This is a genomic window from Pseudoxanthomonas sp. SORGH_AS_0997, from assembly GCF_031453535.1.
Classification (GTDB): Bacteria; Pseudomonadota; Gammaproteobacteria; order Xanthomonadales; family Xanthomonadaceae; genus Pseudoxanthomonas_A; species Pseudoxanthomonas_A winnipegensis.
Genome location: NZ_JAVIZI010000001.1, coordinates 2,906,357 through 2,929,307 on the forward strand (window position 1 = coordinate 2,906,357; position 22,951 = coordinate 2,929,307).

Sequence of the window (22,951 nt, forward strand, 5' to 3'; positions counted from 1 at the left end):
ACCATGACCGGCGTCAAGCAATGCCAGCGGCGCGCGCGGCAGTCCGGCGCGGCGGCCGGCGATGCCACAATCGCGGTTCGTCCTCGCCCCGATGACCGCCATGTCCGACCAACCCCGCGTCGCCCTGATCACCGGTGCCGCCAAGCGCATCGGCGCGGCCATCGCCCGCGCCCTGCACGCCGACGGCTACGCGCTGGGTCTGCACTACCGCGCCTCGGCGCCGCAGATGCAGGCGCTGGTCGATGAACTGGAAGCCGTGCGCCCGGGCAGCACGCTGATGCTGCAGGCCGAGCTGGCCGACACCGAGCGGCTGCCGGCGCTGGTCGAAGACACGGTGCGGCGGTTCGGCCGGCTCGACGCCCTGGTCAACAATGCCTCGGCCTACTACGCCACGCCGATCGGCACGGCCACGCCGGCGCAGTGGGACGCGCTGTTCGCCTCCAATGCGCGCGCGCCGTTCTTCCTCTCCCAGGCGGCCGCGCCGCACCTGGCGGCCAGCGGCGGGGCGATCGTGAGCATCGCCGACATCTATGCCCAGCGCCCGCTGCCCGAGCACACGCTGTACTGCATGGCCAAGGCCGCGCTGGTGATGATGACCCAGTCGCTGGCGCGCGAACTGGGCCCGCGGGTGCGGGTCAACGCGATCGCGCCGGGCAACATCCTGTGGTCGGAGAACCCGACCAAGGCCGAGACCGAGGCCCTGCTGCGCGAGCGCGTGCCGCTGCAGCGCCAGGGCGCGCCGGAGGACATCGTCTCGGCGGTGCGCTGGCTGCTGGACGGCAATGCCTACATCAACGGCCAGGTGGTGGCGATCGACGGCGGGCGCTCGGTGTTCGTGTAGCGCGAAGCGTGGAAGCAACCGTCCCCCGGACCAAGTCGCCACCTCGTTGTAGAGCGGAGCTTGCTCCGCTGCGCTTCGGCCGGATCATCGGGAAAGCCCCAGCGGAGCTTGCTCCGCTGCTCTTCGGCCGGATCATCGGCGAAAGCCCCAGCGGAGCAAGCTCCGCTCTACAGGTGGGAGCCGCGCAGCTGATCCAGCACGTCCTGCATCAGGTCCAGGAACAGCGCATGGCCCAGCTTTCGGTCGTCGCGTCGTAGAGCGGAGCTTGCTCCGCTGCGCTTCGGCCGGATCATCGGGAAAGCCCCAGCGGAGCGAGCTCCGCTCTACAGGGGGGCCGCGCAGCTGATCCAGCACGTCCTGCATCAGGTCCAGGAACAGCGCATGGCCCAGCTTGCGGTCGTCGCGTCGTAGAGCGGAGCTTGCTCCGCTGCTCTTCGGGCAGATCATCGGGAAAGCCCCAGCGGAGCAAGCTCCGCTCTACAGGGGGAGCCGCGCAGCTGATCCAGCACGTCCTGCATCAGGTCCAGGAACAGCGTATGTCCCAGCTTGCGGTCGTCGCGTCGTAGAGCGGAGCTTGCTCCGCTGCTCCTCGGCCGGATCATCGCGAAAGCCCCAGCGGAGCGAGCTCCGCTCTACAGGTGGGAGCCGCGCAGCTGATCCAGCACGTCCTGCATCAGGTCCAGGAACAGCGTATGCCCCAGCTTGCGGTCGTCGCGCCGTAGAGCGGAGCTTGCTCCGCTGCGCTTCGGCCGGATCATCGGGAAAGCCCCAGCGGAGCTTGCTCCGCTGCGCTTCAGCCGGATCATCGGGAAAGCCTCAGCGGAGCAGGCTCCGCTGCGCTTCGGCCGGATCATCGGCGAAAGCCCCAGCGGAGCGAGCTCCGCTCTACAGGTGGGAGCCGCGCAGCTGATCCAGCACGTCCTGCATCAGGTCCAGGAACAGCGCATGGCCCAGCTTGCGGTCGTCGCGCCACAGCACGATGCCGTGGCCGTCGCATTCGCAGGCCAGATCGATGTCGATCACGCAGTCGGCCGCATTCGGCGCGCGGCCCAGCGCGGCCTCGATCTGCTTGAGCCGCGCCGGCAGCGCCTCGCGCGTCAGCGCGGTGGCCAGCACCACGGCCTGGTTGTGGAAATGGCGCGCATCGCCGGCGCTGATGCTGGGCCCGCTGACCCGGCGCGAGGCTGCCTCGATCAAGCCCTCGACCGCCAACGATTCGATCGCCCGTTCCAGCACCAGCGGCGAGGCCAGGCTGGTGCCGAGCAGCAGCACGTACCGGTGGGTCTTCATGCGGCGTGGCGCACGATGCGCACGCCCACGCCGCGCGCGGCCGGCACGGCCTGCGGCTTGGTCACGCGCAGGGCGACGGTGCGGATCGGGAACGCGCGCAACAGGTGCGCGGCGATGGTCTCGGCCAGCGCCTCGACCAGCGCGAAGGCCGAGCCGGCGCAGAGCTGCTCGATGGTCTGCGCCACCACCGCGTAGTCGACCGTGTCGCCCAGCGCATCGCTGCTTCCGGCCGCGCGCGTGTCCATGGTCATCTCCACGTCGAACACCAGCGGCTGCGGGCCGTTCCGCTCGAAGTCGTACACGCCGATCAAGGCCTGCGTCCGCAGCCCGTCGATGAAGACCACATCGTCCATCGGGCTCATGCGTCCACGCGCCCGCCGGCCATGCGCGCCAGCCGCAGCTGGAACAGCACCTTGGTCACCAGCAGGCGTTCCTCGATCGGCTTGAGCACCAGGTCGTTGGCGCCGTCGCGCAGCAGCTCGGCCTGGTTGTCGCGGTTGCTGTCGCCGGTCATCACCAGGATCGGCAGGCGCCGCTTGCCGTAGCCGAAATCCACGCGCACGCGCTGGACGATGTCCACCCCGCTCAGCTCGCCCTTCAGGGTCACGTCGGTCAGCACCACGTCGAAGCGGATATCGGACAGGCCCAGCGACTCGGCGGTCAGCAGGCCGAAGGCGTCCTCGGCGCGCAGCACGTGGACCACCTTCAGCCCATGCCGCTCGAGCATGCGCGTGGTGGTCTCTGCCACCACGCGACTGTCCTCGACATAGAGCACGGTCGAGCCGGGCACCGGCTCGGGCTGCACGTAGCCGTGGATGAAAGCGGCCAGCGCCTCGTGGCCCAGCGCCTTGTCGAAGTAGTCGGTGACGAATTCGGTGAAGCGGCGCTCCTCCAGATGCTGCTGCGCCTCGCCGGAGACCACGATCACCGGCACATAGGCCTGGCCGGCGGATTCGCGCACCGCGCGCGCCACCTCCAGGCCGCTGCCGCTCTTGAGCGACAGCGCGGTGGTGACCAGGTCGACCGGCCCCTTGGCCAGTGCCTCGCGCGCCTCGGCCAGGGTCGCGCAGCCGACCACCTCGACCTGCGGCAGGTCGCGCTTGAGCACATCGGCGATCAGCTTGCGCACCATCTTGGAGCCGTCCACCACCATGACCCGTGGCGCGTCGCTGATCAGGTGCCGCAAGTCTTGGGGGGCCATAAGCGCGGGGGCGGTCAGGTGTCGGTCGGGCGGGTCTGGCGCAGGTAGTGCCCGGTCACCCACCAGGCCCCCAACCAGCCGATGATCAAGGCCGCCACCAATACCAGACCAGCGCGCGCCGGGTCCAGCCCGTCCAACGCGAAGCGGCTGCCATAGCTCTGCGCCAGCGCATCCAGCGGCGCGCGCAGGGCGGCCCCGGCCACCAGCACCAGGCCCAGCGCCAGTACCCCGGCGCCCAGGCCATACCAGGCGCCCAGATAGATGAAGGGCCGACGGATGAAGCCGTCGCTGGCGCCCAGCAGCTGCAGCACGCCGATCTCCTCGCGCCGCGACTGGATGTCCAGGCGCACGGTGTTGCCGACCACCAGCGCCGCGCCCAGGCCGAACAGCGCCGCCAGCACCCACACCAGGCGCGTGCCGAAGCGTAGCCAGCCGTCCAGGCGCTGGCGCCAGACCGCGTCGTGCTGGACCACGTCGGCCTCGGGCAGCTGCTCCAGCGCCTGGGCCAGCGGCGCGTCGTCGCCGCTGGGGATCACCACCAGCTGGGCCGGCAGCGGGTTCTCGTCCAGCGCATCGATGGCCGCGTCCAGCCCGCTGAGCTTGCGGAAGTCGGCCAGGCCCTGCTCGGGCGTGCGCAGGTCCACGCGGGCCACGTCCGGGCGCGCACGGACCTCGTCGGCCAGCGCGCGGGCGCGCTCGGGCGAGGTGTCGCGCTTGAGGAACACGTCCACCTGGCGCGAGGCCTGCACGCTGCCGGCGAAGTGCTGCACGTTGCCCAGCGCCAGCCACAGGCCCAGCGGCAGGGCCAGGGCGACCGCCATCACGCCGATGGTCAGCGCCGTGGACCAGGGCCGGCGCAGCGCGCGGCCCAGGCTGGAGACGAAGCTGTACAGGTGCTGGTCCAGCCAGATGCCCACGCCCGAGCGCGGGCCGTCGACGCGGCGGTTGGGTTCGATCTTCGGGCCCGGTTCGTCGCTCATGCGCGCCCCCCTACGAAACTTGCGGACATCATGTCGGTCACTCGGCCAGGTCGTCGGGGCTGATGTCGTCCATCAGCCGGCCATGGTCCAGGATCAGCACGCGCTTGCGCATGCGCTTGATCAGCGCCAGGTCGTGGCTGACCACCAGCACCGAGGTGCCGCGCTCGGGCATGGAGGCGAACAGCGACATGATCTCCGCGGCCAGGGTCGGGTCGAGGTTGCCGGTCGGTTCGTCGGCGACCAGCAGGCGCGGCTCGGACACGATCGCCCGGGCGATGCCCACGCGCTGCTGCTCGCCGGCCGAGAGCTGGGTCGGCAGCGCGCGCTCGCGGTGGCCCAGGCCCAGGCGGGTCAGCACCTCGCGCACGCGCTTGCCGATGTCGCCGCGGCGGTCGCCGCGCAGGATCAGCGGCAGGGCCACGTTCTCGGCCACGGTGCGGTCGGTGAGCAGGCGATGGTCCTGATGCACCGCGCCGACATGGCGCCGGTGCAGCGGGACCTGGCGGCCGCGCACCTTGAGCAGGTTGCGCCCGTCGAACACCACCGCGCCGCGGCTGGGCCGCTCGCTCAGGTGCACCAGCCGCAGCAGCGTGCTCTTGCCGGCGCCGGAGTGGCCGGTGACGAACAGCATCTCGCCCTCGCCCACCTCGAAGCTGACATCGGACAAGGCCTCGTGGCCCCCGGGATAGAGCTTGCTGACGTTTTCGAAGCGCAGGACGGTCATGGCGCGATTATGCCCGCGCGACGCGAAGAACGAGTGCGCGACCCGTGGAGCGGGAAGCGGAGCGAGGAACGCGTGGCGGCGAATCGGCCGCAGCGCCGATGCGTTGGCGCTGCTCCGCCCGCGTCCCTCTACCGTCAGCCGCCGACCAGCGACTTGATCTTGCGGCCCAGGCGGGTCAGGAACGAGTCGTTACCGGCGGACGACGCGGCGGCCGGGGCCGGCTTGGCCTTGGCGACGGGCGCGGCGGCCGACGGCTCGGGCTTGGCGCGCGGCGCGCGCGGGCCAGCGGCGCCGTTGCCGGAGCTGGCCGAGGGCGGCGTCGCGCCTTCGGCGCCTTCGACCGGACGGCCGTGGCGGCGACGACGGCGCTTGCGCGGGCGCTTCTCGCCCTGCGGCGCGTTCGGATCGTGCGGCGCCTCGACGTCTGCGACGGCGGCCGGCACGGCGCGGGGCGCCTCGGCCAGCGGCGTGTCGGCGACCGGCGCAACGGCCGCCTCGCCTGCCGCCGGCTCGCTGCGCGGACGGCGCGGCGGACGCGGGCCGCGGCTGCCGGCGCTATCGCGGGCGCCGCTGCGGCCGCCCTCACGCGAACCGCTGCGCCCACCGCCGCCGGAGCCGGAGCGCCCGCCACCGCGGCGCGCCTCGTCGGCGGCCTTCTGCTCGCGCGCCTCGCGGAAGATCGCGCTGACGCTCTCGGCTTCCTCGCCCTCCTCGCCCGGCGGCAGCGGCGCGCGCTCGGGGCGCGGCAGCGCGGTCAGCAGCTCGGCGGTGACCGGCTCGACCGGGATCTTCTGCTCGATGTAGGCCTCGATGTCCGGCAGGCTCATCGCATAGCGCTCGCAGGCGAAGCTGATCGCGTCGCCCTCGGCGCCCAGGCGCGCGGTGCGCCCGATGCGGTGCACGTAGTCCTCGGCGTCGAACGGCAGGTCGTAGTTGTAGACGTGGCTGACGCCGTCGATGTGCAGGCCGCGCGCGGCCACGTCGGTGGCGACCAGCAGCTCGAGCTGGCCGGCCTGGAAGCGCTTGAGCAGGGTCTCGCGCTTCTTCTGCGGCACATCGCCGGACAGCACGCCGACGCGGTAGCCGGCGCGCTCCAGCGCCCGGGCCACGCGCTCGACGAAGGCCTTGGTGTTGACGAACACCATGGTGCGCGCGCCCTCGCTGCGCGACAGCAGGCCCAGCAGCAGCGGGATCTTCTCGTCGTCGGCCGGCAGGTACATGCGCTGGCGCACGCGCGCGGCGGTGACCGTCTCGGCCTCGACGACCAGCTTCTCCGGCTCGTTCATGTGCTCATAGGCCAGCTCCAGCACGCGGTGGCTGAGCGTGGCGCTGAACAGCAGCGTCTGGCGCGTGGTGCGCTCGGGCATGCGCCGCAGCAGGAAGCGGATGTCCTTGATGAAGCCCAGGTCGAACATGCGGTCGGCCTCGTCCATCACGCACACCTCGCAGGCATGCAGGGACACGACCTTGTGCTGCTTGACGTAGTCGATCAGGCGGCCCGGGGTGGCGATGATGATGTCCACGCCCTGCTGCAGCAGCTCGCGCTGCTTGTCGTAGTCCACCCCGCCGTAGACCAGCGCGAAGCGCAGGCCCAGCGACGAGCCGAACTTGACCGCGTCCTTGTGGATCTGGATGGCCAGCTCGCGGGTGGGCGCCATGATCAGCGCGCGCGGATCCTCGGGCTTGCGGTCGGCCAGGGCCGGCCGGGTCAGCAGGCGGTTCATCACCGCCACCAGGAAGGCCAGCGTCTTGCCGGTGCCGGTCTGGGCCTGGCCGGCCACGTCGCGCCCGGCCAGCGCCACCGGCAGGGTCAGCGCCTGGATCGGCGTGCAGCGGGAGAAACCGGCCGCTTCCAGCCCGGCCAGCAGGTCCGGATGCAGGGGAAAGGAGTTGAAGGTGACGTCGGTAAGAGGCTTGTCGCTCATGAATTCTCTTTACGCCGGGGCACGGGCCGACGGCGGGATGAAGGGGGCGGAGAAGTCCGCTTGCATCGCCGGCAACCCGGTCGCACACTGGCGCCCTCGATGCCGGGTGGCGCGGCCGCCCCCTAGAGCATGCAGGGCTTGATCGGGCCGCGAAACACCCCATTTTACCGCATCCGGCGGCCATCTTCCGGCCCCGCACCGCGAAACCTCCCACGGAGACCCCCTGATGAGCGACAAGGTGACCCACGTCGGCGACGCCGATTTCGACGCTGCCGTACTGCAGTCCGATGAACCCGTTCTGGTCGATTTCTGGGCCGAATGGTGCGGTCCGTGCAAGATGATCGCCCCGGTCCTGGACGAACTGGCCAACGCCTACGAGGGCCGCCTGAAGGTGGTCAAGCTCAACGTCGACGACAACCGCGCCACGGCCATCAAGTACCACGTGCGCAACATCCCGCTGCTGCTGCTGTTCAAGGACGGCCAGGTCCAGGCCACCCAGGTCGGCGCCGTCGGCAAGGGTCAGCTGACCCAGATGATCGACAAGGCCATCGGCGCCCAGGCCGCCTGATGCCCCGCCCCGCGGCCTCCCGCGGGGCCTGAATCCGCTGCAAACCGACGCCGGGACGCGCTTGAAGCCGTTCCGGCGCGGTGTTAAGGTCAAGATATCCGGCGCTTGGGGTTCTCGCGCCGCACCCCTTCTGCAACACCACCCACCGTCACTCCAACAGCCGCCCGCGCCCTTTGTGCCGCCGGCAGGCTCGCAACCTCTTAAGCGAGGAATCGCCCTTTGTCCGACAGCAACGAAACCGGCGTCGCCACCGCCGAGAAGCGCGTGCGCAAGCCGCGCGTGAGCAAGACCCCCAAGCCCGACGCCATCGCCCAGCCCGACCTGGCCCTGGACAGCGCACCGCCTGCGCCCAGGCCCGCCCCGGCGCCGGAAGCCAGCGCGCCCGCCCCGTCGGCGCCGCCCGCCGCCCCGGCTGAGGCCAGCGCGCCGCGCAACGAAGGCGGCGGCGACGGCGCCCCGAGCGAGCCCCGGCAGGCTCCGCAGGGCCAGCAGAGCGGTGAGGCCAACGGCAACGGCCAGCACAACAATCCGCAGCGCTTCCAGAACAACAACCAGAACAATCAGAACAACCAGAACGGCCAGCAGCAGGGCCAGGGCAACAACCGCCGCGAGCGCTTCCGCAACCGCCGCGACCGCGAGCGGGGCCGCAACGACCGCTACAACGACGGTCTGCCGCAGGACGCCGCCAGCGAGACCTTCGTGCCGCGTCCGCACCCGCAGGTGCCCGAGGGCTTCCCGCAATACTCGCTGAGCGATCTGAAGAAGATGCCGGCGCACAAGCTGATCGAGATCGCCGACCAGCTGCAGATCCAGGAAGGCGTGGCCCGCGCCCGCAAGCAGGACGTGATCTTCGCCCTGCTCAAGGTGCTGACCCGCCATGGCGAGGGCGTGGCCGCCGACGGCGTGCTGGAGATCCTGCCCGACGGCTTCGGCTTCCTGCGCGCGGCCGAGGCCAGCTACCTGGCCGGCCCGGACGACACCTACATCTCGCCCAGCCAGATCCGTCGCTTCAACCTGCGCACCGGCGACCACATCTCCGGACGCATCCGCTGGCCCAAGGACGGCGAGCGCTACTTCGCGCTGAACATCGTCGACACCATCAACGGCGAGCCGATCGAGGCCAGCAAGGGGAAGGTGCTGTTCGAGAACCTGACCCCGCTGTTCCCGCGCAAGCGCTTCCACCTGGAGCGCGGCAACGGTTCGTCCGAAGACATCGCCGGCCGCATCCTCGACCTGATGGCCCCGCAGGGCAAGGGCCAGCGCTCGCTGATCGTCTCCCCGCCCAAGGCGGGCAAGACGATGATGATGCAGCAGATCGCCACGGCCATCACCACCAACCATCCCGACGTGCACCTGATCGTGCTGCTGATCGACGAGCGTCCGGAAGAAGTGACCGAAATGCAGCGCACCGTGCGCGGCGAGGTCATCAGCTCGACCTTCGACGAGCCCGCCGCCCGCCACGTGCAGGTCGCCGAGATGGTGATCGAGCGCGCCAAGCGTCTGGTCGAGCACAAGAAGGACGTGGTGATCCTGCTCGACTCGATCACCCGCCTGGCCCGCGCCTACAACAACGTGGTGCCCTCCTCGGGCAAGGTGCTCACCGGCGGCGTGGACGCCAACGCCCTGCACCGCCCCAAGCGCTTCTTCGGCGCGGCGCGCAACGTGGAGGAAGGCGGCAGCCTGACCATCATCGCCACCGCCCTGGTCGACACCGGCAGCGCGATGGACAAGGTGATCTACGAAGAGTTCAAGGGCACCGGCAACTCGGAAATCCACCTGGATCGCCGCATCACCGAGAAGCGCGTCTACCCGGCCATCGCGGTCAACCTCTCCGGCACCCGCCGCGAGGACCTGCTGATCGAACCGGAGCTGCTGCAGAAGATCTGGATCCTGCGCAAGCTGCTGCACCCGATGGACGAAATCGCCGCGATGGAATTCATGCTGGACAAGATGAAGAACACCAAGTCCAACGACGAGTTCTTCAGCTCGATGAAGCGCTGAACCGCGCTTCTCGCAGCCCAACAAAGAGCCCCGCACTGCGGGGCTTTTTGTTTGTCTCGCGCCGATGTGGGGGAATGACTTCAGTGTGCGTGGTCGGTAAAGCCGGCTTCGGTGAGCAGCCTCGACCCGGCCGGGCGCGGCTCCGCGAGCGTGCAGATCAGGACTTCTTCCAACGAAGCCATTGAGCAAGCGCTCTGCCCCCTCCCTTTCGCCGCAGGCGAAGGGGAGGGCTGGGGTGGGGTGCTTTTGCTTTTGCTTCTGTGGCTTACTCGGGAAAGCCCCGACCCCTCCCCAGCCCTCCCCTGCGCTGCGCGCAAGGGAGGGGGCCTCAAGTCGAAGCCCTTCCCTTCACTGATCGCGCTCTGCGCCTAGGCGAGGGTCTCGAACGACCGCGCAAACCGAAGCCTCGTGACCTGACGCGCGAGGCAGCGGGCCGGCGGGCGGGGGCCGCGACCAGCGAGGCAGGACGCCGAGCGCCCGAGTCAGGGCAGGATGCCCTGATCGAGGGATAAGCGGACACCGCCCGCCGGACCGCTGCCCTTCCGAAGCCACACCGCTCACCTGCAACGCAATCTCAGAATCGCGAGCAGAGCCGGTTATTGGTGCTCCGAGCGAAAGTCCCTGGGTTCCCGCGTTCGCGGGAACGACGATGGGGGTGTGTAAGTCGGGGCAGATGCCATGACCGAGGGATAAGCGAACACTACCCGCCGGAGCGCTGCACCTCCGAAGCAGCAGCGCGCCCGCGCTAGCCCTGGCCGAGATCGGTCCGCAGGCGGATGGCGCCTTCGCCGACCGGGGCGAGCGTGCCGGACTGGGCGGCATCGACGTCCTGGGCGCGGGCCAGCTCGGGGCGCAGCCACGGCGCCGGCATGTGCGGACCGGGGATGTAGGGCTCCCAGGTGCCGTAGCCGGGACGCTGGCGCGCGAGCGAATAGTCGATCGGCACGCGCGAGGTCCAGCCGCCCTCGGGATGCTTGGGATCGTTGGCGGACGGCGTGAACTGCCAGGCCCGCGTGGCGGCGATGGCCGACTGCTCCAGCACCTTGCGCCAGCGCGCCATCTCGCGCCCGTTGGCCAGCACGCGCAGATTGGTCTGCTCGGCGAACGCCTGCTGGACCTTGCCGTCCGCGCCGACCTTGATCAGCAGAAAGACCGTGCCCGACACGTTGGACGCCGCGGCCACCGCCGGATAGGCCGGCGGCGGCATCTTCTGCTGCTTGAGCCAGGTCGCATCGACCTCCTCGTCCTGGTCGCCGGTGAAGGACGCGCTGCGGATGCTCAGCACGTAGTTGCCGTCCTCCCGCTTGTACGCGACCAGGCGGATGCGCATGCGCGAGCGCACCTCCGCCGGCTTGCCCTCGACCAGGATCGGCTCGAACTCCCAGCTCGGCACCGCACGGTCGATCAGCTGCGTCACATCGCCCGACAGCTTGTCCGGCCGATCGATCTGGAACGCCTTGACCTTGCCGTCGCTGGCGATGCGGATGTCGCCTGTGACGACGAGGCTGGATTCCAGCGTGTCCCTGACTTCGCCACGGGTCTGCGCGAACGCGGCATTCCCCACGGTCGCAAGCAACGCACTGCACAAGAAGGCCGCGAGTCTGACGGTGATGCGCATGGTCGATCCCTGTCCACGATGAGGCGCCGAGCTTGCCGCCCCGGCGCGGCGGCGGCAAGTGCCATCCGGCCCGCCGGCGCCATGACAGTGCAGCCCACGCGCGCGGCCGGTCGTACGCGCGCGGCGGCGCATAATGGAAGGGGCGCAAAGGGAGTTTCGATGAACGACGGCGGTCTGCAACTTGCGCTGGTGTTCCTGCTGGCCGGCGTGGTGGCCGTGCCGGTGTTCAAGCGGCTGGGCCTGGGCGCGGTGCTGGCCTATCTGGTCGCAGGCGCGCTGCTGGGCCCGCATGGCTTCGGCTTCGTGCGCGATGCCGAGCGCATCCTCAACGCCTCGGAAGTCGGCGTGGTCATGCTGCTGTTCGTGATCGGCCTGGAGCTCTCGCCCTCGCGGCTGAAGGTGATGCGCAAGCCGGTGTTCGGCACCGGCGGGCTGCAGGTGCTGCTGACCACGCTGGTGCTCGGCGCGCTGTGTCTGCGCCTGGGCCTGAGCTGGAAGAAGGCGCTGGTGATCGGCATGGGCCTGGCGCTGTCCTCCACCGCGGTCAGCCTGCAGCTGCTCGCCGAACGCAAGGCCCTGGCCACCGACTACGGCCGCACCGGCTTTGCGGTGCTGCTGTTCCAGGACCTGGCCGCGATCCCGCTGCTGGTGGCGATCCCGCTGCTGGGCGGGGCCAAGAACCAGACCCTGAGCTGGGCCACGGGCCTGGAGGCGATCGGCGCGATCGTGCTGGTGGCGCTGTTCGGCCGGCTGGCGCTGCGGCATCTGTTCCGCATCGTGGCGCGCACCCGGATGCCCGAGGTGTTCACGGCCAGCGCGCTGCTGGTGGTGCTGGGCACGGCCTGGCTGATGCAGCTGGCCGGGCTGAGCGCGGGCCTGGGCGCGTTCCTGGCCGGCGTGCTGCTGTCCGACTCCGAGTTCCGCCACGAGCTGGAATCGCAGATCGAGCCGTTCAAGAGCCTGCTGCTGGGCCTGTTCTTCATCGCCGTGGGCATGTCCATCGACATCGATCGCGTCCGCGCCGAGCCGCAGATCATCGCCGCCGGCGTGCTGACCCTGCTGCTGGTCAAGGCCGGCGTGCTGCTGGCGCTGGGCCGCTGGCAGGTGCGCCTGAGCTGGCGCGCGGCGCTGAAGCTGGGCGCGGTGCTGTGGCTGGGCGGCGAGTTCGCCTTCGTGGTGTTCAACCAGGCCGCGCAGGCGGACCTGCTGAGCGGGCAGCAGCGCGACCGGCTGGTGGCGATGGTCGGCCTGTCGATGGCCGCCACGCCGCTGCTGCTGATCGCGGCCAGCCGCTGGCTGGACCACGCGCCGGCCGCGCCCAAGCGCGCCTTCGAGGAGGTCGAGGACCTGCAGCCGCGCGTGCTGATCGCCGGCATGGGCCGCTTCGGCCAGATCGTCGCGCGCCTGCTCACCGCCCAGCGCGTGTCCTTCGTCGCGCTCGAACACAGCGCCGAGCAGGTGGACACGCTGCGCCGCTTCGGCAATGCGCGGCTGTTCTACGGCGATCCCACCCGGCCCGACCTGCTGCGCGCGGCCGGCGCGCAGCACTGCAAGGTGTTCGTGGTGGCCATGGACGATCCGGACACCAACATCCGCTGCACACGCCTGATCCGGCGCATGTACCCGGCCGCCACGGTGCTCAGCCGGGCGCGCAATCGCCAGCACGCCTGGCGGCTGATGGACCTGAGCGCCGAGCCCTTCCGCGAGACCTTCGGCTCCAGCCTGGAGATGGGCGAGCGCGTGCTGACCGCACTGGGCGTGGACGAGGAAGAAGCCGCACGGCAGGCGCAACGCTTCCGCGCGCACGACGAGAAGCTGCTGCGCGAGCAGTACCTGGTCTACGACGACGACGCGGCGCTGATCCAGACCGCGCGCGACGCGCGCCGCGACCTGGAAAAGCTGGTCGCCGCCGACACGGCGCCGCCCGCTACAGCGGACACGTCTGCGTCTGCGACGACGGACAAGCCGGCGGCCAGCGACTGAGGCCGCGCGCGCTCAGCCCAGGCGCGCGCCGTTGGGCACCGGGCGCTCCAGCGTGGTGATCACCACGCCCTCCTCTGTGTAGGCGCCGGTCAGCAGGAACTGCGACCGGAACGGCCCGATCTGCTTCTCGGGAAAGTTCAGCACCGCCACGATCTGTCTGCCGACAAGATCCTCGGGCGCATACAGGCTGACGATCTGCGCGCTGGTCTTGCGCTGGCCGTAGGGGCCGAAATCGGCCCAGACCTTGTAGGCCGGCCGGCGCGCCTCGGGGAAGGGCTCGACCTTCAAGATGGTGCCGGCCACCAGCAGCACCTTCTCGAAATCGGTCCAGGTGATGGGGACGGCATCGGCGGCGGGCGCGTCGGACATCGGCGAGGATCCAGGGGCGGAAGCGGTGCGCCGCCTTCAGCGCGGATCGCGCAGGAAGCGCGCGATCGGCGCGCCGGCGCCGGGCACCACGGTCGGCGCCAGTTCGCCGGCCACATCGACGAAGCCGCGCATGATCGCGATATCGCGCGGGATGCGGTTCAGCGCATCGCGCTGGGCCGGGTCGGCGCCGGCGCGCAGCAAGCGCTGGACCACGCGCAGCAGGCCGTGCAGCGCGGCCAGGTGCAGCGGGCCGAAGCCGCGCGGGTCGCGCACGTCGAGCGCGACGTTCTCGTCGAGCAGGCGCTCCAGGCCGGCCAGGATCACGTCCTCGTCGCAGGCGGTGCCCGGCTCGGCGCGCGCGCCCAGCAACAGCAGCAGCGGGGTGACCGTGCCGCCGTCGGGCCCGTCGGGCTGGGCGCCGGCCAGCAGCAAGGTGTCCAGCAGCGCCAGCAGGCGCGGCCGGTCGCGGGCGATGAAGCCGAACAGCCCGGCGCAGTGCAGCGCGGTCAGGCCCTGCGCATCGACCGCGTGCACATCGGCCCCGGCGGTGAGCAGGCGCGCGGCGACATCGGGCAGGCCCAGCGCGGCGGCCAGCATCAGCACGCTGACCTCGCCGGGCAGGCGATATTCGATGCTGGCGCCGGTATCGAGCAGGGCGCCGACGATCGCGGTCTGGCGCATGCTCACCGCCGCCGACAGCGGCGTGGCGCCCGTGCGCGCGGGGCGCTGCGGATCGGCGCCGCGCGCCAGCAGCAGGTCGACCACCGCGCCGTGGCCGCCGCCGGCCGCGCGCAGCAGGGCGCTGCAGCCCTGCGCGTCCTGCGCGTCCACGTCGAAGCCCAGGTCGAGCAGGCGGCGCACCGCGTCGGCGTCGCCGGCCTTGGCCGCGGCCGGCAGGTCGGCCGGCTGCAGCGCGCGGCGCGGCAGCGGCCAGACGCGCCAGTCCAGCCAGTCGGCCAGGTCGCGGCGGCCGGCCGACAGGGCCACGCCCAGCGGCGTCTGGCCGTCGGCGGCGCGCGCGTCGGGCGAGGCGCCGGCCGCGATCAGGCGCCGGACCATCGCCACATTGCCCAGCGCGGTCGCCAGGTGCAGCGCCGACATGCCGCGCGCATCGCGGGCCTCGCGGTCCACGCCGAGGGCGAGCAAGGCCTCGACCAGCGCTGGCCAGTCCAGCCGCACGGCCAGGGGCAGCGCGCGGTCGCCGCCGGGCGCGGGGGCGAAGGGATCGGCGCCGCGGGCCAGCAGCTCCAGCGCCAGTGCGGCCACCTCCGGCCGGGTGCGCGCATCGGAGGCGAGGCAGGCGGCCAGGAAGCGCGCCAGCCCGGCGCTGCCGGCGGGCGACAGGCCGGCGTCGAGCAGGACCCGGATCACCGGCAGCGCCGCCGGCCCGCGCGCCATCGCCGCCAGCAGCGGCAGGTCGCCGCGCACGTCGGGCTGTTCGCCCGAGGCGCCGTGGCGCAGCAGCCAGGCCACCGCGTCGGCCTGCGCCTGCAGGGCCGGGGCATGCAGCAGGCTGCCCAGCTCCTGCGGCGAGCACAGCCGCACCAGCGCGTCCAGGCCGCGCCGTTCGCCGCGCTCCAGCGCCTCGCGCAGCAGGCCCAGCGGCGCCTGGTCCGGCGGCGGGGCGTGGGTGTCGGCCGCCGAGACGGCGGTCGGCAACGGGTACTCGGGATCAAGCTGGGAGACCAGGGCCCAGCGCCCGGCCGCGGCGGCCAGGTCGGCGGCGCGGTGGTCGGCCAGGTCGCGCCGTTCGGGGTCCACGCCCAGTTCCAGCAGGCGCTTGACCACCGCGGGCACGACCTGCTCGGCGGTGCTGGCCAGCAGCAGCGCGTTGCGGCCGCGGGCATCGACCGCGGCCAGGTCGGCGCCGGCGCCGGCCAGGGTGTCCAGCGCGGCGACGCGGCCGCTGCGCGCGGCCTCCAGCCACGGCGTGGCGCCGGCTTCGTCGCGCGCATCGACGCTGGCGCCGGCCGCGAGCAGCGCGGCCAGGATCTCGGCATGGCCGGCCAGGGCGGCCTCGTGCAGGGCGCTGCGGCCGTGCGCGCCGCGCGCGTCGACCTTGGCCTTGTGCTTGAGCAGGAGCTGCACGCCGGCCGCGTCGTCTTCCTCGGTGGCGGCGGCGGCCAGCAGCACCGGCTGCCCGCCGGCGGGTTCGGGGCGGGCGCCGCGTTCGAGCAGGAACTTGGCCAGACGCCAGTTGCCGGCGATGCAGGCGATGCCCAGCGGGGTGATGCCGTCGTGGTTGAGGGCGTCCAGCTCGGCGGCGGCGTCGCGCAGCAGCGCGGCCACGCCGGGGTCGGAACTGCGCGCGGCGTGGTGCAGGGCGGTGTTGCCTTCGCGGTCGGCCTGGCGCGGATCGGCGCCGTTGGTCAGCAGCGTGGTGACCGCGTCGGGACGGCCGTGCCAGCTGTCGCGGGTCGCCGCCAGCAGCGGGGTCATGCCGGCGTGGGCTTGGTTGAGGTCGATGCCCTTGGCGATCAGGGTGCGCAGCAGGCGCAGGTCGGGCAGCACCGCGGCCAGCACGGCCAGGCTGCGCTGGTCGCGCGCGTCCGGCGGCGGCAGGGCGCGCGGGTTGGCGCCTGCCTCGATCAGCTCCAGCGCGCGCTCGACCCGGCCGCTGCGCGCGGCCTCGTACAGCGCCGCCTCCTGGGCCGGACCCGCCGCGGCGGGTGCCGGCGTGGCGCGCGGCGCGGCGGCCGGTGCCGGGGCGGCCGGGGGGCGCGCGGCAGGCGCCGGCGCCGGGGCGAAGGACGGCGGCGCCTTCTGCGCCGGTCGGGCGGCGGGCTTGGCCGGCATGTCCAGCACCGGCAGGCCACCGGCGCGGGTGGCACGCTGCAGGCCGGCATGCAGCAGCGGCAGCGCCAACGCGTAGACGATCGCGCCGGCCGCGCGCAGGGTGCTGGGCCACAGCGCCGGCCAGGCCAGGCTCAGCCCGCCGCCGATGGCCAGCGCCACGGCCGCGGCCACGCCCAGCCCGCGCCAGTCGCCGACGTCGCGGTCGGCCATTGCCCGCCACTGGCGCGACAGCGCGCCGCCCTCGCGTTCGACCGCCAGCCACAGCGGCCAGGCCCGCCACACGCCGATCAGGCAGACGCCGACCACCGCACTCAGGCCCAGCGCCGCGCCCAGCGAGCCGCCGCTGCGCAGCGCCTGCAGCGGCCAGGCCAGCAGCGCGGCCGCGAGGGCGAAGCCCGCGCCCCACACCACCAGCAGCGGCAGCAGATCACGCTTGAGGAAATCGCGCCGCGCCGGCGCGCGCGTGCGCGCCTGCCAGGACACCGCCAGGGCCAGGGCCGGCTGGGCCAGCAGCGCGCCCACCGCGGCAACCGGTCCGCCGAAGAAGGTCAGTGCCGCCAGGGTAAGGCCGGCGAGCAGCGCCACCAGCGCCGCGCGGATCGGCGGACGGACAGGGTCAGGCATCGGGCATCGGATCCTGGATCGCCGCCAACGGCGGGAACTGCAGGTGGAAGCCCTGGCTGGCCAGGTTCTGTCGCACCACCGCGATGTCCTCCCGCGCCAGCTTGCGCTCGGGCGTCAGGGTCACTTCCAGCACGAAGGCCAGCTCGCCCAGCTGGGCGCGCACCGGCGCGGGCAGACGGGCGAAGTCGTCGCGCGCTGCCAGGTACAGGTACGTGTCGGCCTTGCGCAGGCTCTTGTAGACGAACGCATGCATCCGGTTGCGCGCGAATCCGATTGATCAGGAAAGTCGCAACGATTGTGCGGCAAAGCCCGCAGTGGCGAAACCCGAACCTGAAACGCCACCTGCGCGTGCACACGGTCACGCCAAGGCCGCTGGCTATACTCGAACGCCATCGACTGACACAAAGCTCTGGATGCCGTCCCCGTCCCGCATGACGCCCCTGGCGATCACGGCCTATACCGCCACCACCGCCCTGGGCCATGGCCGCCAGGCGCAGGCGCAAGGCCTGGAAGCGCGCCGCAGCGGCCTGCGGCGCAACGACTTCGGTCCGACCCCGCGCCTGGACTGCTGGATCGGCCGCGTCGACGGCGTCGAGGAAGTCGTGCTGCCGCCTGAACTGGCCCAGTGGGACTGCCGCAACAACCGCCTGGCCTGGCTCGCCCTGGGCGAGGACGGCGTGCTCGACGCGGTGCAGGCCGCGGCAGGCCGCTACGGCGCGGCGCGCGTGGCGGTGGTGATCGGCACCTCGACCTCGAGTATCGGCGCCAGCGAGGAGGCCTATACCCGCCTGGAGCAGGACGCCGAAGGCGAGCGCTTCCCCGACGACCTGGCGCGCCCGATCGTGCACACGCCGCACTCGCTGGGCGACTTCGTCCAGCACGCCACCGGCCTGGCCGGGCCCTGCGTGACCGTGGCCACGGCGTGTTCGTCCAGCGCCAAGGTCTTCGCCCAGGCCGCGCGGCTGATCCAGGCCGGGCTGGTCGATGCGGCGCTGGTGGGCGGCGTGGACACGCTGTGCGGCAGCGTGCTGTACGGCTTCAACGCCCTGCAGCTGGTGTCGAAGAATCCGTGCATGCCTTTCGATGCCCACCGCGACGGGCTGTCGCTGGGCGAGGCCGGCGGCTTCGCCCTGATCGAACGCGCGGACCAGGCGCAGGCCGGCCTGCAGCTGCGCGGCTACGGCGAATCCAGCGATGCCCACCACATGTCCGCCCCGCATCCGGAAGGCCTGGGCGCGCAGCTGGCGATGGCCGATGCGCTGGCCCGCGCCGGCATCGAGCCCGCGCAGCTGGACTATCTGAACCTGCACGGCACCTCCACGCCGGCCAACGACACGGTCGAGGCGATCGCGGTGGCCAAGCTGTTCCCCGACGGGCTGCACGCGGCCTCGACCAAGGCCTGGACCGGGCACACGCTGGGCGCGGCGGGCATCGTCGAGTCGGTGTTCGCGCTGATCGCGCTGGACACCGGCTATCTCCCCGGCACCCTCAACGCCCACACGCCCGATCCGGCGTGCGGTCCCCAGATCCGTTTCGCGCCCGAGCGGCGCCCGGTGCAGTACGCCATGAACAACTCCTTCGGCTTCGGCGGCAACAACTGCGCGCTGGTCTTCGGCCGCGCATGAGCGCCCCGGTCCTGAATGCCCGCGTGGCCGGCATCGGCTTCTGGTGCCGCGGCCTGCCGTCCTGGGACGCCGCGCAGGCCTATGCCCGCGGCGGCGCGCTGCCGCCCGACGCGCCGGCCAAGCCGGCCCCGCAGCTGCTCGCGCCCAACGAACGCCGCCGCGCCCCGGAAACGGTGGCCGTGGCCCTGGAAGTGGCGCTGGCCGCGTGCCAGGCCGCCGGCCGCGACCCGTCCGCCCTGCCCTCGGTGTTCACCTCGACCCACGGCGATCTGGCCATCACCGACTACATGTGCCGCCAGCTGGCCAGCGACCCGACCGGCATCTCGCCGATCCGCTTCCACAACTCGGTGCACAACGCCGCGGCCGGCTACTGGACCATCGGCGCCGGCACGCATGCGCCGGCCACCGCGATCAGCGCCTTCCACGGCAGCTTCGCCCAGGGCCTGCTCGAAGCGCTGACCCAGCTGGCCACCGGCACGCCGGAGGTGCTGCTGGTGGGCTACGACAGCCAGTCGGTGGGGCCGCTGGGTCGCATCTCGCACAGCCAGGGGCTGCTGGGCGCCGCATTGGTGCTCAGTGCGCAGGGCGAAGGCCTCGCCCTGCGCACCGCGCTGGGCACCGGCGGCGCCGACCGCGCTCCGGCCGGCCCGCTGGAAACCCTCGCCGCCGGCAACGCGATGGCGCCGATGCTGCCGCTGTTCGACGCCCTGGCCCAAGACGCCGCGCACTGCCACCTCGACGCCGGCCACGGCGCGGTGCTGCAGGTGGAGATCGTCCGATGAGCGCACTGACCATGGACGATGTGGCTGTGGTGATCCCCGCGCTCAACGAGCGGCTGCGCATCCGCGAAGTGGTCGAGGACGCGCTGGCGGTGTGCCCGCGGGTGATCGTGGTCGACGACGGCTCCGACGACGGCACCAGCGACTGCCTGGACGGCCTGCCGGTGACGCTGATCCGCCATCCGCGGCGCCTGGGCAAGGGCGCGGCGCTGCGCAGCGGCTTCGCCGAGGCCGCGCGCCAGGGCGCGCAGGGCGTGCTGACCATGGACGGCGACGGTCAGCACCGGGCCAGCGACTTCCCGCGCATGCTCGAAGCGGCCAATGCCTACCCCGGCTGGGTGGTCAACGGCGCACGCCTGCGCAAGCGCGCCAGCCAGCCGATCATCCGCCGCATCGGCAACGACTTCGGCGACTGGGGCATCGCCTGGGGCTGCGGCTTCCGCCTGGTGGACACGCAGAGCGGCCAGCGCTTCTATCCGCGCAGCGTGTTCACGCTGGACGGGGTGGAAGGCGAAGGCTTCGTGTTCGAGGCGCAGATGCTGATCAGCGCCGCGCGCCGCGCCGGCGCGCGCGTGGTGTCGGTGCCGATCGAGACGCGCTACGCCGGCACCGAGCCGGGCACCTTCCGCAAGAGCCATTTCCGCCTGGTGCGCGACCTGTGCAGGATCACCACGCACGTGGTCGGCCAGGTGCTGCGCCATGGCCGGCTGCTGTCGGTCTATCGCGGCATCCGCGCCACCCGCCCGGTCATCCACGACCCACACGGCGAGTTTGCTAGGGTGCCGGCTCCCTCCCCGGCGGCGGAAGCCTGAAGATGAATGCGCGGACCGATGTGGCCATCCTCGGCGGCGGCCTGGCCGGACTGACCCTGGCCCTGCAGCTCAAGGCGCGCGACCCGGCCCTGGCCATCAGCGTGATCGAGCGCCGCGCCCATCCGGTGCGTGAAGGCGCGTTCAAGGTGGGCGAGTCGACCGTGGAGATCGGCGCGCACTACTTCAGCGATGTGCTCGGCCTGCGCGCGCACCTGGATGCCGAGCATCTGCGCAAGTTCGGCTTCCGCTTCTTCTTCTCCGAGGGCCAGTGGCGGATCGACCAGTGCACCGAACTGGGCGTGAGCCAGCTGCTGCCCACCCCGTCCTGGCAGATCGACCGCGGCCGCTTCGAGAACTTCCTCGGCGCGCGCGCGCGTGCGCTGGGCGTGGACTTTATCGATGGCGCCAGCGTGCGTGGCGTGGATCTGGCCTCCGGTGAGGCCGATCACGGCGTGCGCTTCGAACGCGACGGCGCGGCGGCCATGCTGGACGCGCGCTGGGTGGTCGATGCCAGCGGCCGCGCCGGCCTGCTCAAGCGCAAGCTCGGCCTGGCCCAGCCCAACGCGCACCATGCCAATGCGGTGTGGTGGCGCGTGGAAGGCTTCATCGATCCCAACGACTGGTCCGACGATCCGGCCTGGCTGGCGCGCTGCACGCCGCCGGACCGCTGGCGCTCGACCAATCACATGTGCGGACCGGGCTACTGGTTCTGGCTGATCCCGCTGTCCTGCGGCGCGCATTCGCTGGGCATCGTCTGCGATGCCGATGCGCATCCGCTGGAGACGATGAACACCCACGCCAAGGCGATGGACTGGCTGCGCACGCACCAGCCGCGCGTGGCCGCCGCGCTGGAGCGGCCCGAGCATGCGCTGATGGACTTCATGTTCCTGCGCGATTTCTCCTACGGCTGCAAGCAGGTGTTCTCCGGCGACCGCTGGGCGCTGACCGGCGAGGCCGGGGTGTTCCTGGACCCGTTCTATTCGCCGGGCAGCGACTTCATCGCCATCGCCAACGGCTACATCACCGACCTGGTCGCGCGCGATCGCGCCGGGGAAGGGATCGCACCGTACGCGGGCATCTACAACCAGCTCTACAGCGGCTTCTACGAGAACACGCTGACCCTCTACCAGGGCCAGTACCCGCTGTTCGGCGATGCGCAGGTGATGCCGGTCAAGGTGATCTGGGACTACACCTACTACTGGTCGCTGCTGGCGCCGCTGTACTTCGCCGGACGCCTGACCGATGTGCCGCTGCTGGGGCGGCTGCGGCCGCTGTTCCAGCGCGGACGCGCGCTCAATCTGGCCGTGCAGGCCTTGCTGGCCGAATGGGGCCGGCGCAACGCGCCACACCCTGCCCCGCTGACCGACGGGCGCCTGTTGGACCAGTACGCGATCGACTGGTTCTTCGAACTCAACCGTGCCTTGAACGACACGCTCGATTCCGACGCCCTGGCCGCACGTCTGGCGTCCAACGTCGCACGCATGGAATGGCTGGCCGGCGAGATCCTGGCCCGCGCCAATGCGGCGCATACGGACCTCGACGATCATGACCTGGCGGCCTTGCTGGCCGGCACCGCGCCGCCTATCGCGTCGCTGGAACCCGCCTGGTACGCAGAGGCGGCATAACCCCCGCTGTGGGTTGTAGGTGTGCCGGGTGGGAGCCGCCCTTGTGGCCTGTTGGGCCAATGGCGGCTCCCACCTGTAGAGCGGAGCTTGCTCCGCTAGGCCTTGCCGATGATCCGGTCGGGACGCAGCGGAGCAAGCTCCGCTCTACAAGGGGCCGCGGCGTGACCTGAGAGACAGTTGCTCCCGCAAAAGCAGAGCGCTTCGCCCTCCTGTTTGCCCTGCTTGAGGCCGAGAGCCTATCGGCGGCCTTTCCTACGCCATCCCGCCATTGACGCCGATCACCTGGCCGTTGATGTAGCCGGCGGCGTCCGAGCAGAGAAAGGCCACCAGCGCAGCGACTTCCTCGGGCTTGCCGGCGCGGCCGGCGGGGACCAGTTGCTTGATCGCCTCGGGCGGGAACTGCGCGCCGATCATCGCGCCCTCGATCACGCCGGGCGCGACCACGTTGGCGGTGATGCCGCGGCTGGCCATCTCGCGCGCCAGCGACTTGGTGGCGCCATGCAGGGCCGACTTGGCCGCGGCGTAGTTGACCTGGCCGCGGTTGCCGATCACCGCCGCGACCGAGGAGACGCTGATGACGCGGCCCCAGCGCGTGCTCGCCATCGGCAGCAGCAAGGGCTGGGTGACGTGGAAGAAGCCGTGCAGCGAGACATCGATGACGCGATGCCACTGCTGCGCGCTCATGCCGGCCATCGGCGCGTCGTCATGGATGCCGGCGTTGTTGACCACCACCTGCACCGGGCCGGCTTCCAGCAGGGTGGCGATGGCGGCCGCGCAGGCATCGGCATCGGCCAGGTCGAAGGCCACGGCCTGCGCGCGTCCGCCGGATTCGGCGATGCGTTGCGCCACGGCCTGGGCGCGCCCCAGGTTGCCGTTGGCATGCACGATCACCTCGAAGCCTGCCGCGCCCAGCGCGGTGCAGATCGCCCCGCCCAGGTCGCCACTGCCGCCGGTCACCAGCGCGCGTCGCGCCGGCTTTGAAGTCGTCGATGAAGTCATGGGTGCATGGTAGCAATGCAGTGTGCTTTGCTTGGATTCGCTTGGCTCGGTGGGAGCCGCCATGGCGGCGATGGGGCTTTCCCCGGTAGAGCCTCAGTTTTTATCGGTGCCGAGGGATGGTCGGTAAAGCCCCATCGCCGCCATGGCGGCTCCCACCAAGCCAAGCCAAGCCAAACCAAGCACGGCCCCCC

21 protein-coding genes are annotated in these 22,951 nt (G+C 71.8%); 8 read left to right on the forward strand and 13 right to left on the reverse strand.

Translation table 11 applies throughout. The features are described 5' to 3' along the window. Positions 1-100 precede the first annotated feature (100 nt). A complete protein-coding gene (locus tag QE438_RS12715) occupies positions 101-841 on the forward strand; it encodes a pteridine reductase (protein ID WP_130521686.1) in 741 nt (246 codons plus the stop codon). A gap of 167 nt (positions 842-1,008) precedes the next feature. Here the strand turns inward: QE438_RS12715 and QE438_RS12720 are convergent, their stop codons facing one another. From QE438_RS12720 to rhlB, 8 genes are all read right to left on the reverse strand, one after another. After that, entirely contained in the window at positions 1,009-1,134 is a 126-nt protein-coding gene (locus QE438_RS12720; protein ID WP_306995174.1) for a hypothetical protein, read from the reverse strand. 339 nt (positions 1,135-1,473) lie between these two features. Beyond that, complete coding sequence (locus QE438_RS12725; RefSeq protein ID WP_306995172.1) at positions 1,474-1,599, reverse strand: hypothetical protein; 126 nt, start codon at positions 1,597-1,599, stop codon at positions 1,474-1,476. Between the two features lie 127 nt (positions 1,600-1,726). After that, positions 1,727-2,131, reverse strand: coding sequence for a 2-amino-4-hydroxy-6-hydroxymethyldihydropteridine diphosphokinase (locus tag QE438_RS12730; RefSeq protein ID WP_306995170.1), 405 nt, complete (start codon positions 2,129-2,131; stop codon positions 1,727-1,729). After that, positions 2,128-2,493: a dihydroneopterin aldolase gene (gene folB / locus QE438_RS12735; RefSeq protein WP_309734490.1), complete on the reverse strand. Its 366-nt coding sequence runs from the start codon at positions 2,491-2,493 to the stop codon at positions 2,128-2,130. The genes QE438_RS12730 and folB overlap by 4 nt, the downstream gene beginning before the upstream one ends. Further along, on the reverse strand, positions 2,490-3,332 hold the full coding sequence (locus QE438_RS12740; protein ID WP_130521684.1) for a response regulator: 843 nt from the start codon (positions 3,330-3,332) through the stop codon (positions 2,490-2,492). The genes folB and QE438_RS12740 overlap by 4 nt, the downstream gene beginning before the upstream one ends. A gap of 14 nt (positions 3,333-3,346) precedes the next feature. Further along, entirely contained in the window at positions 3,347-4,312 is a 966-nt protein-coding gene (gene ftsX / locus QE438_RS12745) for a permease-like cell division protein FtsX (protein WP_307184134.1), read from the reverse strand. A 37-nt stretch (positions 4,313-4,349) separates the two neighbouring features. After that, positions 4,350-5,036 (reverse strand): cell division ATP-binding protein FtsE, encoded by a 687-nt coding sequence (gene ftsE / locus QE438_RS12750; protein ID WP_306995164.1) that lies wholly within the window; start codon positions 5,034-5,036, stop codon positions 4,350-4,352. Between the two features lie 134 nt (positions 5,037-5,170). Then, positions 5,171-6,961 carry an ATP-dependent RNA helicase RhlB gene (gene rhlB / locus QE438_RS12755; RefSeq protein ID WP_306995162.1) on the reverse strand — a complete coding sequence of 597 codons (1,791 nt, stop codon included), beginning with the start codon at positions 6,959-6,961 and terminating at the stop codon, positions 5,171-5,173. Positions 6,962-7,187: 226 nt separating this feature from the next. On the opposite strand from rhlB, the gene trxA reads away from it, so the two are divergent. After that, positions 7,188-7,529: a thioredoxin TrxA gene (trxA, locus tag QE438_RS12760; RefSeq protein WP_130521680.1), complete on the forward strand. Its 342-nt coding sequence runs from the start codon at positions 7,188-7,190 to the stop codon at positions 7,527-7,529. Positions 7,530-7,793: 264 nt separating this feature from the next. Beyond that, complete coding sequence (rho, locus tag QE438_RS12765; RefSeq protein WP_306996323.1) at positions 7,794-9,530, forward strand: transcription termination factor Rho; 1,737 nt, start codon at positions 7,794-7,796, stop codon at positions 9,528-9,530. A 745-nt stretch (positions 9,531-10,275) separates the two neighbouring features. On the opposite strand, the gene QE438_RS12770 is transcribed toward rho, so the two are convergent. Continuing rightward, positions 10,276-11,148, reverse strand: a complete 873-nt coding sequence (locus QE438_RS12770; RefSeq protein ID WP_309734499.1) for an energy transducer TonB — start codon at positions 11,146-11,148, stop codon at positions 10,276-10,278. Between the two features lie 159 nt (positions 11,149-11,307). On the opposite strand from QE438_RS12770, the gene QE438_RS12775 reads away from it, so the two are divergent. Next, the gene (locus QE438_RS12775) at positions 11,308-13,131 is read left to right on the forward strand and encodes a monovalent cation:proton antiporter-2 (CPA2) family protein (protein ID WP_306995157.1); all 1,824 of its coding nucleotides are present in this window, start codon (positions 11,308-11,310) and stop codon (positions 13,129-13,131) included. A gap of 12 nt (positions 13,132-13,143) precedes the next feature. Here QE438_RS12775 and QE438_RS12780 read toward each other — a convergent pair whose 3' ends face one another. Genes QE438_RS12780 through QE438_RS12790 form a run of 3 tightly spaced genes read right to left on the reverse strand, consistent with a single transcriptional unit; the run spans position 13,144 to position 17,173 of the window. Then, positions 13,144-13,500 carry a tRNA-binding protein gene (locus tag QE438_RS12780; RefSeq protein WP_306995155.1) on the reverse strand — a complete coding sequence of 119 codons (357 nt, stop codon included), beginning with the start codon at positions 13,498-13,500 and terminating at the stop codon, positions 13,144-13,146. Between the two features lie 36 nt (positions 13,501-13,536). Then, positions 13,537-16,920, reverse strand: a complete 3,384-nt coding sequence (locus QE438_RS12785) for an ankyrin repeat domain-containing protein (protein ID WP_306995153.1) — start codon at positions 16,918-16,920, stop codon at positions 13,537-13,539. Next, complete coding sequence (locus QE438_RS12790; RefSeq protein WP_130521674.1) at positions 16,913-17,173, reverse strand: YcgL domain-containing protein; 261 nt, start codon at positions 17,171-17,173, stop codon at positions 16,913-16,915. Before QE438_RS12790 ends, QE438_RS12785 begins: the two co-directional genes overlap by 8 nt. 178 nt (positions 17,174-17,351) lie before the next feature. Here QE438_RS12790 and QE438_RS12795 point away from each other — a divergent pair, with 178 nt between their 5' ends. The 4 genes from QE438_RS12795 to QE438_RS12810 are packed head-to-tail and all read left to right on the forward strand — an operon-like array spanning position 17,352 to position 21,761. Further along, the gene (locus tag QE438_RS12795) at positions 17,352-18,545 is read left to right on the forward strand and encodes a beta-ketoacyl-[acyl-carrier-protein] synthase family protein (protein WP_306996321.1); all 1,194 of its coding nucleotides are present in this window, start codon (positions 17,352-17,354) and stop codon (positions 18,543-18,545) included. Then, a complete protein-coding gene (locus QE438_RS12800; protein ID WP_306995150.1) occupies positions 18,542-19,327 on the forward strand; it encodes a beta-ketoacyl synthase chain length factor in 786 nt (261 codons plus the stop codon). Before QE438_RS12795 ends, QE438_RS12800 begins: the two co-directional genes overlap by 4 nt. Next, positions 19,324-20,136 carry a glycosyltransferase family 2 protein gene (locus tag QE438_RS12805; RefSeq protein WP_306995148.1) on the forward strand — a complete coding sequence of 271 codons (813 nt, stop codon included), beginning with the start codon at positions 19,324-19,326 and terminating at the stop codon, positions 20,134-20,136. Before QE438_RS12800 ends, QE438_RS12805 begins: the two co-directional genes overlap by 4 nt. Positions 20,137-20,138: 2 nt before the next feature. Continuing rightward, entirely contained in the window at positions 20,139-21,761 is a 1,623-nt protein-coding gene (locus QE438_RS12810) for a tryptophan 7-halogenase (protein WP_306995146.1), read from the forward strand. A 252-nt stretch (positions 21,762-22,013) separates the two neighbouring features. On the opposite strand, the gene fabG is transcribed toward QE438_RS12810, so the two are convergent. After that, on the reverse strand, positions 22,014-22,760 hold the full coding sequence (fabG, locus tag QE438_RS12815) for a 3-oxoacyl-ACP reductase FabG (protein WP_306995144.1): 747 nt from the start codon (positions 22,758-22,760) through the stop codon (positions 22,014-22,016). Positions 22,761-22,951 lie beyond the last annotated feature (191 nt).

What these genes read in the sequence shown, in the direction of transcription:
- QE438_RS12715 (WP_130521686.1), top strand. Translation starts at nt 101, where the DNA reads ATGTCCGACCAACCCCGCGTCGCCCTGATCACCGGTGCCGCCAAGCGC.
- QE438_RS12720 (WP_306995174.1), bottom strand. Translation starts at nt 1,134, where the DNA reads ATGATCCGGCCGAAGCGCAGCGGAGCAAGCTCCGCTCTACGACGCGAC.
- QE438_RS12725 (WP_306995172.1), bottom strand. Translation starts at nt 1,599, where the DNA reads ATGATCCGGCCGAAGCGCAGCGGAGCAAGCTCCGCTCTACGGCGCGAC.
- QE438_RS12730 (WP_306995170.1), bottom strand. Translation starts at nt 2,131, where the DNA reads ATGAAGACCCACCGGTACGTGCTGCTGCTCGGCACCAGCCTGGCCTCG.
- folB (WP_309734490.1), bottom strand. Translation starts at nt 2,493, where the DNA reads ATGAGCCCGATGGACGATGTGGTCTTCATCGACGGGCTGCGGACGCAG.
- QE438_RS12740 (WP_130521684.1), bottom strand. Translation starts at nt 3,332, where the DNA reads ATGGCCCCCCAAGACTTGCGGCACCTGATCAGCGACGCGCCACGGGTC.
- ftsX (WP_307184134.1), bottom strand. Translation starts at nt 4,312, where the DNA reads ATGAGCGACGAACCGGGCCCGAAGATCGAACCCAACCGCCGCGTCGAC.
- ftsE (WP_306995164.1), bottom strand. Translation starts at nt 5,036, where the DNA reads ATGACCGTCCTGCGCTTCGAAAACGTCAGCAAGCTCTATCCCGGGGGC.
- rhlB (WP_306995162.1), bottom strand. Translation starts at nt 6,961, where the DNA reads ATGAGCGACAAGCCTCTTACCGACGTCACCTTCAACTCCTTTCCCCTG.
- trxA (WP_130521680.1), top strand. Translation starts at nt 7,188, where the DNA reads ATGAGCGACAAGGTGACCCACGTCGGCGACGCCGATTTCGACGCTGCC.
- QE438_RS12770 (WP_309734499.1), bottom strand. Translation starts at nt 11,148, where the DNA reads ATGCGCATCACCGTCAGACTCGCGGCCTTCTTGTGCAGTGCGTTGCTT.
- QE438_RS12775 (WP_306995157.1), top strand. Translation starts at nt 11,308, where the DNA reads ATGAACGACGGCGGTCTGCAACTTGCGCTGGTGTTCCTGCTGGCCGGC.
- QE438_RS12780 (WP_306995155.1), bottom strand. Translation starts at nt 13,500, where the DNA reads ATGTCCGACGCGCCCGCCGCCGATGCCGTCCCCATCACCTGGACCGAT.
- QE438_RS12785 (WP_306995153.1), bottom strand. Translation starts at nt 16,920, where the DNA reads ATGCCTGACCCTGTCCGTCCGCCGATCCGCGCGGCGCTGGTGGCGCTG.
- QE438_RS12790 (WP_130521674.1), bottom strand. Translation starts at nt 17,173, where the DNA reads ATGCATGCGTTCGTCTACAAGAGCCTGCGCAAGGCCGACACGTACCTG.
- QE438_RS12795 (WP_306996321.1), top strand. Translation starts at nt 17,352, where the DNA reads ATGACGCCCCTGGCGATCACGGCCTATACCGCCACCACCGCCCTGGGC.
- QE438_RS12800 (WP_306995150.1), top strand. Translation starts at nt 18,542, where the DNA reads ATGAGCGCCCCGGTCCTGAATGCCCGCGTGGCCGGCATCGGCTTCTGG.
- QE438_RS12805 (WP_306995148.1), top strand. Translation starts at nt 19,324, where the DNA reads ATGAGCGCACTGACCATGGACGATGTGGCTGTGGTGATCCCCGCGCTC.
- QE438_RS12810 (WP_306995146.1), top strand. Translation starts at nt 20,139, where the DNA reads ATGAATGCGCGGACCGATGTGGCCATCCTCGGCGGCGGCCTGGCCGGA.
- fabG (WP_306995144.1), bottom strand. Translation starts at nt 22,760, where the DNA reads ATGACTTCATCGACGACTTCAAAGCCGGCGCGACGCGCGCTGGTGACC.